12 protein-coding genes are annotated in these 12125 nt (G+C 63.8%); 3 read left to right on the top strand and 9 right to left on the bottom strand.

Annotated elements, in window-relative coordinates; all coding sequences use genetic code 11:
* Positions 1 to 54: 54 nt before the first annotated feature.
* The gene (ychF, locus tag ACZY0Q_RS06085; RefSeq protein WP_463915278.1) at positions 55 to 1140 is read right to left on the bottom strand and encodes a redox-regulated ATPase YchF; all 1086 of its coding nucleotides are present in this window, start codon (positions 1138 to 1140) and stop codon (positions 55 to 57) included.
* A gap of 130 nt (positions 1141 to 1270) precedes the next feature.
* Between ychF and ACZY0Q_RS06090 the strand changes: the two genes are divergently transcribed.
* The gene (locus ACZY0Q_RS06090; RefSeq protein ID WP_463915279.1) at positions 1271 to 2479 is read left to right on the top strand and encodes a DNA recombination protein RmuC; all 1209 of its coding nucleotides are present in this window, start codon (positions 1271 to 1273) and stop codon (positions 2477 to 2479) included.
* 16 nt (positions 2480 to 2495) lie between these two features.
* Here the strand turns inward: ACZY0Q_RS06090 and ACZY0Q_RS06095 are convergent, their stop codons facing one another.
* Together ACZY0Q_RS06095 and ACZY0Q_RS06100 are read right to left on the bottom strand one after the other, a co-directional pair.
* Positions 2496 to 3575 (bottom strand): 4-hydroxy-3-methylbut-2-enyl diphosphate reductase, encoded by a 1080-nt coding sequence (locus ACZY0Q_RS06095; RefSeq protein ID WP_463915280.1) that lies wholly within the window; start codon positions 3573 to 3575, stop codon positions 2496 to 2498.
* Between the two features lie 9 nt (positions 3576 to 3584).
* A complete protein-coding gene (locus ACZY0Q_RS06100) occupies positions 3585 to 4439 on the bottom strand; it encodes a hypothetical protein (RefSeq protein WP_463915281.1) in 855 nt (284 codons plus the stop codon).
* A 217-nt stretch (positions 4440 to 4656) separates the two neighbouring features.
* Here ACZY0Q_RS06100 and xseA point away from each other — a divergent pair, with 217 nt between their 5' ends.
* Positions 4657 to 5982, top strand: a complete 1326-nt coding sequence (gene xseA / locus ACZY0Q_RS06105; RefSeq protein WP_463916263.1) for an exodeoxyribonuclease VII large subunit — start codon at positions 4657 to 4659, stop codon at positions 5980 to 5982.
* Positions 5963 to 6181 carry an exodeoxyribonuclease VII small subunit gene (locus ACZY0Q_RS06110; protein WP_056344066.1) on the top strand — a complete coding sequence of 73 codons (219 nt, stop codon included), beginning with the start codon at positions 5963 to 5965 and terminating at the stop codon, positions 6179 to 6181. The genes xseA and ACZY0Q_RS06110 overlap by 20 nt, the downstream gene beginning before the upstream one ends.
* A gap of 66 nt (positions 6182 to 6247) precedes the next feature.
* Here ACZY0Q_RS06110 and ACZY0Q_RS06115 read toward each other — a convergent pair whose 3' ends face one another.
* The 6 genes from ACZY0Q_RS06115 to ACZY0Q_RS06140 all read right to left on the bottom strand — a co-directional run bounded on the left by ACZY0Q_RS06115 (position 6248) and on the right by ACZY0Q_RS06140 (position 12011).
* A complete protein-coding gene (locus ACZY0Q_RS06115) occupies positions 6248 to 7102 on the bottom strand; it encodes a polyphosphate kinase 2 family protein (RefSeq protein WP_463915282.1) in 855 nt (284 codons plus the stop codon).
* A 49-nt stretch (positions 7103 to 7151) separates the two neighbouring features.
* The gene (locus tag ACZY0Q_RS06120; protein WP_463915283.1) at positions 7152 to 8372 is read right to left on the bottom strand and encodes a pyridoxal phosphate-dependent aminotransferase; all 1221 of its coding nucleotides are present in this window, start codon (positions 8370 to 8372) and stop codon (positions 7152 to 7154) included.
* Between the two features lie 135 nt (positions 8373 to 8507).
* Positions 8508 to 9461 (bottom strand): ABC transporter substrate-binding protein, encoded by a 954-nt coding sequence (locus ACZY0Q_RS06125; protein WP_463915284.1) that lies wholly within the window; start codon positions 9459 to 9461, stop codon positions 8508 to 8510.
* Positions 9458 to 10204, bottom strand: a complete 747-nt coding sequence (locus ACZY0Q_RS06130; protein WP_463915285.1) for an ABC transporter permease — start codon at positions 10202 to 10204, stop codon at positions 9458 to 9460. The genes ACZY0Q_RS06125 and ACZY0Q_RS06130 overlap by 4 nt, the downstream gene beginning before the upstream one ends.
* The gene (locus ACZY0Q_RS06135; RefSeq protein WP_463915286.1) at positions 10201 to 10911 is read right to left on the bottom strand and encodes an ABC transporter permease; all 711 of its coding nucleotides are present in this window, start codon (positions 10909 to 10911) and stop codon (positions 10201 to 10203) included. Before ACZY0Q_RS06135 ends, ACZY0Q_RS06130 begins: the two co-directional genes overlap by 4 nt.
* Complete coding sequence (locus tag ACZY0Q_RS06140; protein ID WP_463915287.1) at positions 10911 to 12011, bottom strand: ABC transporter ATP-binding protein; 1101 nt, start codon at positions 12009 to 12011, stop codon at positions 10911 to 10913. Before ACZY0Q_RS06140 ends, ACZY0Q_RS06135 begins: the two co-directional genes overlap by 1 nt.
* Between the last annotated feature and the right edge of the window lie 114 nt (positions 12012 to 12125).

Here is a 12125-nt window from a genome sequence, read left to right on the forward strand (position 1 = left end):
TGCCAACACGAAAATCGCGCCCCGGCTGTGCCAGGACGCGATTTCGAAGATGGGTTAGACGTTGAAGCGGAACTCCACCACATCGCCGTCAGCCATCACGTACTCTTTGCCCTCAATGCGTACTTTGCCACGGGACTTGGCTTCAGCCATGGACCCGGCCTCGATGAGGTCATGGAAGGAAACCACTTCTGCCTTGATGAAGCCGCGCTGGAAATCGCTGTGGATGACGCCTGCTGCCTGCGGGGCAGTGTCGCCCTGGTGGATGGTCCACGCGCGTGTTTCCTTCGGACCGGCCGTGAGGTAGGTCTGGAGGCCCAGGGTGTGGAAGCCGACGCGCGCCAGCTGGTCGAGGCCGGACTCGTCCTGGCCGTTCATTTCCAGCATTTCGCGCGCTTCCTCCTCGTCCAGTTCCACGAGGTCGGACTCGAGCTTGGCGTCGAGGAAGATGGCGTCCGCCGGGGCCACCATGGCCCGCAGCTCATCCTGCTTCTCCGGACTGCCCAGGATGCCTTCGTCGGAGTTGAAGACGTAGATGAACGGCTTGGCCGTCAGAAGGCTGAGCTCCTTGAGGTGCTCCATCTCCAGCTTGTCGCTCCTGATCGAGGAGAAGACTGTGTCGCCGCGCTCCAGGACCGCCTGCGCAGCCTTGATGGCGGCCAGCTCTGCGGCATCCCGCTTCTTGATCTTGACTTCTTTTTCGATCCGGGGAATCGCGTTTTCGATGGTCTGAAGGTCGGCCAGGATCAGCTCGGTGTTGATGGTTTCCATGTCCGAGCGGGGATCCACTTTGCCGTCGACGTGGATGACGTCGGGATCATCAAACACCCGGACAACCTGGGCGATGGCCTCGGCCTCGCGAATGTTGGCAAGGAACTTGTTTCCCAAGCCTTCGCCCTCAGACGCGCCCTTCACAATGCCTGCGATGTCCACGAAGGACACCGGGGCGGGAAGGAGCCGCTGCGAGCCAAAGATGTCAGCCAGCTGCTGGAGCCGGGGATCCGGCAGGTTCACGACGCCGACATTGGGTTCGATGGTAGCGAACGGATAGTTCGCAGCCAGCACCTGGTTCCGGGTCAGTGCGTTGAAAAGAGTTGATTTGCCGACGTTGGGCAGTCCGACGATGCCAATAGTAAGAGCCACGAGCATTGATTCTACCGGTTGCCGGACACATGGGCCCCAGCCGGTCCCCCACGGTGCCACACCTTGGTGGAACGGAGGGCCGGATATGTCGCTTCCGTAAATTGTCACAGGGTCATGCCACAGTGAGGATATGGATGCTTTAGCCCTGATTCTTGCCCTGTTGATGCTGCTGGTGGGTGCCGTCGCCGGCGCCGCCGCCACCTACTTCTCCTTGCGCCGGCACAGCCGCGCCCTGGAGGAAGACTTCGACGCCGTCTCGTCGCGGCTTTCCGAGGTCAGCTCCCAGTTCGCCGCCGCGGATGCGGAGCGCCGCCTCCTCTCCCTGCAGAACCGGGAGCTGGGCGAGTCCCGCAACCAAGACGGCAGTGTGCTCCGCGCGCTGGCCCCGGTGGCGGAAAAGCTCACCGCTGTGCAGCAGCAGGTGGCCCTGCTGGAACGCGACCGCCTGGAACAGTACGGCCAGCTGGCGCAGCAACTGCAGGAGGCCAGGCTCTCTGATGCCCAGCTGATCCGCTCCACGCACGCCCTCGAATCCGCCCTGCGCTCCAACAGTGCGCGCGGGCAGTGGGGCGAAGTTCAACTGCGCCGAGTCGTTGAAGCGTCGGGCATGCTCAAGCACGTGGATTTCCTGGAGCAGGTCCACAGCGCCGGAACCGATTCAGCAGTCCGCCCCGACCTCGTGGTCCAGCTTCCGGGCCAGAAGCAGCTGGTGGTGGACGCCAAGGTGCCGTTGTCCTCGTATCTGGAGGCCCAGGAACTGGGTGCGCGTCAGGATTCAGGCACAGCCGGAAACCCCGGCAACCAGCAATCCCTCCTGGCTGCCCATGCCAAGGCGCTGCGGGCCCACGTGGACTCGCTCAGCAACAAGAAGTACTGGGACATTCCCGGGAACTCCCCGGAACTGGTGATCTGCTTCCTGCCTGCCGAATCCATCCTGGCTGCCGCCTTGACGGCCGATGCGACGCTGTTGGACCACGCGCTGTCGAGGAACGTGGTTCTGGCCTCGCCCAGCACACTGCTTGCAGTGCTCAAGTCGGTGGCGTTTACGTGGCGCCAGGATGTGCTGACGGACAGTGCACGCGAACTGTTTGACCTCGCCCGTCAGCTCTACGAACGCATGGGAACGCTCGGGGACAACGTGGGCAAGCTGGGTTCGTCACTCAAGTCTTCGGTGGACCGGTACAACGCCATGATCGGCACTCTGGAAGCGCGGATCCTGCCCACCGCCCGAAAGCTCAATGCCATGGATGAATCAGGGCTGCTCACGCCGCTGGCACTTGAGGTCACGCCACGTACGCTGGCGGCACCTGAGTTTCAGCAGGACGAGGCCGCCGCCTGACGTTGCCGGAGACTGGTCAGTCGCGGGACCGGCGTCCGCCGAGCGCCCGGCTGACGTCTCCGGCTTCCTTCAGGGTCGCGCGGAGTTCCTTGGGCAACGAAAAAAGGAGATCTTCCTCGGCCGTGACAACTTCTTCCACAGAGCCGTAGCCGTAGTCGGCCAGCAGGCGCAGGACGTCCGTGACCAGGATCTCCGGCACGGAAGCCCCTGACGTCACTCCGACGGTTGCCACGCCTTCAAACCACGCCTCGTCCACTTCGTTGGCGAAGTCGACGCGGTAGGAGGCCTTGGCCCCATACTCCAGCGCGACTTCCACCAGGCGGACCGAGTTCGAAGAGTTAGCCGATCCCACCACAATGACCAGGTCAGCTTGGGGGGAGATCTTCTTGATGGCCACCTGACGGTTGGTGGTGGCGTAGCAGATGTCGTCGCTGGGCGGATCCTGCAGGGTGGGGAACCGCGCCTTCAGCAGGCGGACCGTTTCCATAGTCTCGTCCACGCTGAGGGTGGTCTGGGACAGCCAGATGACCTTTTCAGGATCCCTGACGGTTACCTGGTCCACTTCGTGGGGGCCGTTAATGATCTGGATGTGTTCCGGGGCCTCGCCTGCGGTCCCTTCAACTTCTTCATGACCGTCGTGGCCGATCAGCAGGATGTCGAAGTCGTCCTTGGCGAACCTTACGGCTTCCTTATGAACCTTCGTCACCAACGGGCAGGTGGCGTCAATGGTGCGCAGCCCGCGGTCCTCGGCTGACTGGACGACGGCCGGCGATACCCCGTGGGCGGAAAAGATCACCAGGGCGCCTTCCGGGACCTCGTCGGTCTCGTCGACGAAGATTGCGCCCTGTGCCTCCAGCGAGCTCACCACGTGGACGTTGTGCACGATCTGCTTCCGGACGTACACCGGCGGGCCGTAGTGCTCCAAGGCCTTCTCGACGGCGATCACGGCCCGGTCCACGCCGGCGCAGTAGCCGCGGGGCGCAGCCAGGAGTACTTTCTTGGGACCGGTCACCGGAGCCGCGGCGGCTACTTCCTCAGGCGAGCGCCGCCTGCGCGGGACAGTTGGCATCGAGAGGGACACAGCTGTGGAAGTCATCCCTCCATGCTACCGGGTTGGGTGCCGCCGCCCCGGCGAGGCGATGCGGATCACAACGGCTGCCGCGACCAGCACACCGCCGGTTATCGCGGCACCACCGACCCAGGATTGGAAGCTGCTGGAAGCGGCTGCCGCGAACGCGTTCTTGAACATGTCCGCAAGCCCATTGCCGCTCGCCGCTCCCACGACGGCATCCCTTGCGAGCTGCGAACCGGCAGACCACAGTCCGGCCAGTACCAGCGCTGCCAGCCCCACAGCGAAAATCACTGACCAGCGACGACGGGCGGAAACCAGGGCAAGTGCAAAGGCGATGCCCGCTCCGAAGGCAAGGGAGTAGCCGAGCGGCGCGTAGGCGGACACCCTCTCGACCAGCTGTCGCTGCTCCGGTTCTCCAACATTGACCAGCGTCTGCTCGGGCGCGGTCAGCGGCAGTCCCGTGGTGCGCGCGAGTTCCTCCGTCGCCAGCGCCACTAGTGGCGCCACGTCCAAAGTGAGCGACGACGACGGCGCGTCCGGTTCGGCCGGAACTGATGCGGGTGCGGCGAAGCTGAGCCGGTGGCTCTTCCGCAGGCTCTCCTCCCAGGCCGCCGGGTAGCCCGGTAACGCAGTGAGTGAACCGGCAGCCGCCTCAATCACTGGCTTCACCAGACCTGCGAGGGCGTCCGGGATAGCCCCGGTGTCAATGGTTCCCACAGCGGCCGCGGCGAGCCGCTGCTGGAATTCTGCATCCTGCCCCAGTGGACCAGCCAGCGCCACAAAGCCATCCTCCTGGAGTACGTTGCGGTCAAGCCAGATGGCTGGGACGGCCAGGGCGGACAGTAAAACGCCCAGGACGACGGCGACGGCTGAAACGAAGGTGCGCAAGAACGGTCCTCACTGGTTGGCGGCGGCACAGCCATCATAAGTCTGGTGCCTGGACAAAGAATGTCAGTCTCGGGTGGTACAGCTTATGGATAAGGTTGAATGGCATCCGCCAGCCCGCTGACAGCAGCCAGTTGACTGACCGCCGCCATTCAAACACGAACCGCAACCTGCCGAACAAAGGACCGCCATGCCGCCACAGCTTCCCGGGGCAGCGGACATGTCTGACCAGGCCGCCCTGCCGGGCACCGCTGCCACTACGCTGCCTGCTACCGCCGCTGAAACCAGCCCGGACAATCCATGGCCGTTGCAGTTGCTGTCCCAGAAACTCAAAGCCCATATCGACCGCACACCGTCGGCGTGGGTGGAGGGCCAGGTCATCGAAATGAACCGCCGGGGCGGTAACGCGTATCTCACCCTCCGGGACGTGGACGCGGAAGTTTCCCTGCCGGCGTCGGTCTGGACCAAGGTCCTGGACCGGCAGAACATGCCCCTGGAGCGGGGCTCCCGAGTTGTGGCCCTGCTCAAGCCGGAGTTCTGGCTGAAGACCGGGCGGCTCAACATGCAGGTCAGGGACATCAGGCCTGTGGGGCTTGGCGACCTGCTGGCACGGATCGAACGGTTGCGCCAGGCCCTCTCCGCCGAGGGGCTGTTTGCCGATTCACGGAAGAAGCCGCTGCCGCTGCTCCCCCACCGTATCGGCCTGATTACCGGACGGGACTCCGACGCCAAAAAGGACGTCGTCCAGAACGCCTCACTGCGCTGGCCCGCCGTCGAATTCGAGATCCGGGAGGTAGCGGTGCAGGGCAACACCGCGGTCTCGCAGATCATCCGCGCCCTTCAGGAGTTGGACGGCCGCCCCGACGTGGACGTCATTGTCATCGCCCGGGGCGGCGGAGCGTTGGAGGACCTGCTGCCTTTCAACAGCGAGGAACTGATCCGGGCCGTCGCGGCCACGGCTACCCCGGTGGTTAGCGCCATCGGCCATGAAGCAGACCGCCCCCTCCTCGACGACGTGGCAGACCTTCGCGCATCCACGCCCACTGATGCCGCCAAGCGGATCGTGCCAGACGTTGCCGAGGAACTGGCCGGTGTTCGCCAGGCAAGGGAGCACCTGCGCAGGAGCATCGGCAGGCTCCTGGACAGGGAGTCGGACCGGTTGTCCGCACTCCATTCCCGGCCGGTTCTTGCCACCCCCGAAGCTATGATCACCGGACGCGCGGAGGAAATCGAACGCCTCCTGCGGAGATCATCGGCCGCCGTCAGTTCAACGGTGGTGCGGGCAGCGGACCAGCTGGTTCACCTGCAGGCCCAGGTCCGCGCCCTGTCACCGCAAAAGACGCTGGACCGCGGCTACGCCGTGGTCGAACTGGCCAACGGCCGGCCGGCCCGTGCCACCGAAGCTGCCGGTCACGCTGTGGTCCGCGACCCTTCGGAGGCGCCGTCGGGAACTGCATTGTCCGTACGCGTGGCCCAGGGCCTGTTCGGCGCCACATCCACTGGGGAACTTCAACAAGGAGAAGCACATGCCAGAGACAAAGCCTGACCCGGAAATCGAAGCACTGAGCTATGAGGAAGCCCGCGAACAGCTGGTCCAGGTGGTGGGAAAGCTCGAGGCGGGCGGCGCCAGCCTCGAGGAATCCCTGGCACTCTGGGAACGCGGCGAAGCCCTGGCAAAGCGCTGCGAGGAGTGGCTGGAGGGCGCCCGCAAGCGGCTCGCTGCCGCCCGCGACCAGCCGCTCTGACCGACCCCTGGACCAGCCCCCTGACCCACGGTTGCGGGCCTACCCCTCGGAACACCCCGCCCCAGGTCAGGACCGATCAACCAGTTCCCGTTCGATAGCGACGTCGAACTCAGCTTTCGGCCAGTCCAGCTTCATGTCAGACAGTGCACCCAGCACCAACTGCTGCACCGCGATCCTGGCGTACCATTTTTTGTTGGCCGGAACCACATGCCAGGGTGCGGCTTCCGTGTTGGTCTCGTCGAAGGCAGCCTGGTAGGCGCTCATGTAGTCGCCCCAGAATGCCCGTTCTTTGAGGTCGCTGCTGCTGTATTTCCAGTGCTTGGCTGGGTTGTCCAGCCGGGCAAGGAGCCGGGCCTTCTGTTCATCCTTGCTGATGTTAAGCATCACCTTGATGATTTTGGTTCCGGCATCGGTTTGGCGAGCCTCAAACTCATTAATGGCCCGGTAGCGGCGCTTAAGTTCAGCGGGCGACGCCCAGTTATGGACCCGGTGGATCAAAACGTCCTCATAGTGGGAGCGGTCGAAGATGCCCACCATGCCCGCTCCGGGCACTTCCTTCTCGATCCGCCAGAGGAAGTCATAGGACTTCTCTTCCTCGGTGGGTGCCTTGAAAGCCTTGAACTGGACGCCCTGCGGATCCATGGTGGCCATGACGTGGTTGACGATTCCGCCCTTGCCCGCGGTGTCCATGGCCTGCAGGATCAGCAGAAGCCGCTTTCTCCCGCCGAAGCGCGACTCCGCGAACAGCTTTTCCTGAAGTTCGGCCAACGCGCCGTCCAGTTCAGCCAGAATTGCCTGGCCATCGGCTTTGTTGCCCTTGTAACCGGGCGTCGCGTCAGGGTCGGCGTCAGCCAACGAGAAGCCTTTCCCCACCCTCAGCGTATCGACGGGGTGCTTCTTGAACTCGACCAAGTCAGCCATCGGGGTCCTTTGTCCGCAGTGTCCGCGCCAACAGGCGCGTCACCACAGGCTAGTTCCCTTTGTACCTGCTCAGGAAGTCCCCCATGCGGTTGATGGCCTCCTCGAGGTCCTTCACCAGAGGCAGGGTAACCATCCGGAAGTGATCGGGGCGGACCCAGTTGAAAGCCCGGCCGTGGGAGACCAGGATTTTCTGCTCGCGCAGCAGGTCCAAAACGAACTTCTCGTCGTCGCGGATATGAAATACCTCGGGATCGAGCTTCGGGAAGAGGTACATGGCGCCACGGGCCTGCTGCGTGCTCACACCGGGGATGGCGTTGAGCATGTCGTAGGCTTTGTTCCGCTGTTCCAGCAGCCTGCCGCCGGGCAGGATGAGGTCATTGATGCTCTGGTAGCCGCCGAGTGCGGTCTGGATGGCATGCTGGGCCGGTACATTGGCACAGAGGCGCATGTTGGCCAGGAGGCTGATGCCTTCCAGGTAGTCCGAGGCATCTTTCTTCGGGCCCGAGATGGCCATCCAGCCGGCACGGTAGCCGCAGACGCGGTAGGCCTTGGACAGTCCACTGAAAGTGAGGCACAGGACGTCGTCGCCTGTAAGCGCGGCCATGTTGATGTGCACGGCGTCCTCGTACAGGATCTTTTCGTAGATTTCATCCGCGAAAATGATCAGCCCGTGCTTTTCGGCCAGGGCCACGATCTTCTTCAGTGTCTCTTCCGGGTAGACCGCGCCCGTCGGGTTGTTGGGGTTGATCACCACGATGCCCTTGGTGCGGGGCGTGATCTTTGCTTCAAGGTCCTCAAGGTCCGGCTGCCAGCCTGATTCCTCGTCGCAGAGGTAGTGCACCGGCTTGCCGCTCGCCAGGGCTACGGAAGCGGTCCACAGCGGGTAATCCGGTGTGGGGATCAGCACTTCATCACCGTCGTTGAGCAGCGCCATGAGCGACATGGTGATCAGTTCGCTGACGCCGTTGCCCAGGTAGATGTCGTCCACATGGATGTTCTGGATCCCGCGGGTCTGGTAGTACTGGGAGACGGCGGTCCGCGCCGAGAAGATGCCCCGGGAGTCGCTGTAGCCCTGGGCATGGGGCAGATGGCGGATCATGTCCACCAGGATGGCGTCCGGGGCTTCAAATCCAAACGGCGCAGGGTTCCCGATGTTCAGTTTGAGGATCCGGTGACCCTCCGCCTCCATCTGCTGGGCGGCCTCAAGGATCGGTCCACGGATGTCGTATAGGACGTTGTGAAGCTTGGTGGACTGCTTGAATTCTGCCATCCATCAAATATGCCATATGACGGATGTACTTCCGTTGAGACCTCAGACACAGAAGTGCGGAGAGCTGACGACGGCGGCTGCCGGCCCGAGTGGGTCCGGCAGCCGCCGTCGTGATTTGCGCAGTGGAGTCAGGTGCTACTTGACGATCCCCTTGTCCTTCAGCCAGGTGGCCGCTGCGTCTTTGGCGTTTTGCTTCTGGCTGCCGCTGACTGCGCGGTTGAGGTTGACCAGGTCCTCAGTGGTCAGGATCTTCGATACGGCATTGAGCGCGTCCTTGGCCTTGTCCGTCATTTTTGCCTTGTTGTAGAGCGGCAGAACCTGCTGGGCCTTGAAGTTGTTCTTGGGATCCTCCAGGACCACCAGATCGTTGTCCGCGATGGACGGCGTGGTGGTGTAGATGTCAGCCACCTGGACGTCGTCGGTCAGCAGTGCCTGCAGGGTCAGGTTGCCGCCGCCGTCGCTGAAGGGCTTCAGCGACTTCAGTTCGCAGCCGTAGTTCGCTTTGAGGCCGGGCAGACCGTAGGCACGGGTTTCGAACGTGGCCGGGGCCGCCATGGTCAGGTCCTTGCAGACCTTGGCCAGGTCCACAATGGACTTCAGCTGGTACTTCTCTGCGGTGGCCTTGGTGACCACCATGGCGTCCTTGGACTCAGCCTTGGATGCTTCCAGGACTGCCAGCCCGTCGGGGAGCTTACCGGGCAGGGCCTTGTAGATATCGTCGGCCGAGACCTCGGCAGCTTCCGGAGCCACGTGTGAGAGCAGATTGCCCGAGTAGTCGGGGACAAGGTCAATGGAACCGTCCTGGACCGCCTTGAAGTAAATTTCGCGCGCACCGATGTTGGGCTTGGTGGTTGCCGTGACCCCTGCAGCAGTCAGTGCGCCGGCATAGATCTCAGCCACGATCTGGCTCTCCGGGAAGTCAGCCGAGCCGACCACCAACGAGCCGCCGCCGGCGCTTCCGGCGCTGGTGCTGGGGGTGGCCAAGGGGTCACTCCCGCCGCAGGCTGTCAGCGCGACGGCCAGGCCGACGCCGGCAGCCATGCCAGCCAGTCCCCGGCGGGTAAGGATTGTCCTGGTGTTCTCTTTCATGGGGTACCTCCTTGAACAGCAGCTGGCGCAGGCGCGGCAGCTGAGAGATCAACGGAAGCCTTTTGGCTACCGCGCAGATCGGTCTTGAGGCCAGGCGAAAGAAGGACTCTTTGCGCTGCGGCCAGAATGAGGTCAACAACGATGGCCAGCCCTGCAATCAGCAGGGACCCGGCAAGCATCCGCGGGAAATCCTGCAGCGCCAGGCCGTCAAAAAGGTAGCGGCCCAGTCCGCCCAGGGGTAGGTACGCAACCACAGAAACTGTAGCGACGACCTGCAGGACGGCGGTTCTGACACCGCCGAACATCACCTGCAACCCGTTTGGCAGCTCGACCCTGAACAGGATCTGCAGCTCGGTCATGCCCACCGCCCGGGCAGCATCCACCACGGTCCTGTCCACACTCGAAATGCCGGCGTAGGTTCCGGCAAGGAGCGGTGGAACGGTCAGGATGACCAGCGCCCACACCGGTGGCATCAGGCTGCTTCCCGCCAAGAGGGCGAAGAGGACCAGCAGGCCCAAGGTAGGCAGGGCCCGCAGCGCACCTGCCACCGCGACGGCCACCACGCGTCCGCGACCCGTGTGTCCGATGTAGAGCCCTGCCGGAACGGCGATGGCCGTGGCAATCAGCAGGACCAGCCCGCTGTACTGGAGGTGCTCCGAGAGCCGGACGGGGATGCCGGACGTGCCGGTCCAGTGCAGGGGATCAGCTATCCAGGCGAGGGTGTCCGTAAAAATATTGCTCATGGTGCGGCCCCTGCGTGGACGTTGGCATCGGCCAGGTAGCCAGCGGCCGAAGTTGCCGAGGGGCCAGAGGCCTTAGCGGCGCGGGTCCACGGCGTCAACAGCCTTTCCAGGACGACCAGCACGGCATCCATCAGGAGTGCAAGGACGAGGATCGCGATGATTCCCACCACCACTTCCGTGACGAAGTTCCGTTGCAGTCCATCCGTAAACAGCATGCCCAGGTTCCCCACGCCCAGGAGTGCCGCGACGCTCACCAGGGAGATGTTGCTGACGGAAACCACCCGCAGCCCGGCGAACATCACCGGCAGGGAGAGCGGCAGGTCGATCTGGACAAAGCGGAGCCACGGCTGGTACCCCATCGCGATGGCGGCTTGGCGGAGGTCCTCCTCCACGGAGTCAAAAGCATCCAGGGCGGCCCGGACCAGCAGCGCCACCGCGTAGATGGTCAGGGCAACAATGACGTTGATCGGGTCCAGGATCCGGGTTCCGAGAACCGAGGGCAGGATGATGAACAACGCCAGCGAGGGGACGGTGTACAGCAATGAACTTGCGGTCACCACCACCGAACGCAGCGCCGGGTGCGTACGCGCCAACTGCGCCAACGGAATGGAAATAACCAGCCCAAGGACCATCGGAATGAGGGCCAGGACCAGGTGCTGGCCGGCCAGTCCCAAGACCATGCCGCTGTTTGCCAGGAACCACTCCATCAGAGCGCAGCCTGCCTGACCTGGCGGGCGTCCTCAATGACACCGAGGACTTCCTGAGCCCTGACGGTTCCCAGGACCTTGCCATCGCCGTCAACCGCCACACCTTGGCCGGAAGGGGACGACAATGCCGAGTCCAGTGCGCGCCGCAGTGTCTCGCCGGGCCGGAAAAGTGACCCGCCCGGAATGAGCTCTGAGTCCGTCCCGGGCCTCGCCCAGCCAAGGGGGCGCAGGTCCGGATCCACCACGAGCTGCCAATCGGTTACCGCGGCGGGATCGCCGGCAAACTGGCCGGCCGTCATCACGATCGTGGGCACCGGGTGGATGGTGACGGCGTCGGACGTGGTGAACCCCAGGTGGCGGAAGCCACGGTCCCGCCCCACGAAGGAAGCCACAAAATCATTCGCCGGTGCCCGGAGGATTTCCTCCGGGGTGGCGTACTGGGCCAGCCGGCCGCCGACAGCGAAAACGGCCACCTTGTCGCCAAGAATGGTTGCCTCATCGATGTCGTGCGTAACGAAAACGATGGTTTTTGCGAGGTCTTTCTGCAGCCTCAGGAGTTCCTGCTGCAGTTCATCACGCACCACGGGATCAACGGCGCTGAACGGTTCGTCCATCAGGAGGACGGGTGGATCGGCGGCGAGCGCCCGGGCTACACCGACGCGCTGCTGCTGGCCGCCGGAGAGCTGGGACGGGTACCGCTTCCCGAGCGCGGAAGCCAGCCCGACGACGTCGAGCAGTTCAGTGGCGCGTTTGCGGGCCTCTGCCTTGGAAACGCCGTTAAGCCGGGGCACGGTGGCGATGTTGTCCAGCACGGAACGGTGCGGCATCAGTCCGGAGGACTGCATCACGTAGCCCATGGACCGTCTCAGCTCCGCGGCCGGAACCGAGGTCACGTCCCGCCCGTCCACGGTGATCACACCGGACGTAGGTTCCACCATGCGGTTGATCATCCGCAGCGACGTGGTTTTGCCGCAGCCTGACGGCCCGACAAAAACGGTGATGGAGCCCTTGTCGATGGACATGGTGAGCTGGTCCACGGCAGGCTGCCCGCCCTGATACTGCTTGGTGACGCTCTGGAACTCAATCATGGCTTGGTCCATCTGCGGACTTACCTGTTCTGTTGGACGGCATCGGACAGTGTTGGATCATAAGCTCACTGATATTTACGGTAACGCAATCCGTGATCAGCGTAACCGGATCAGCAGGCGATCCGG

The organism is Pseudarthrobacter lactosi (assembly GCF_055412785.1).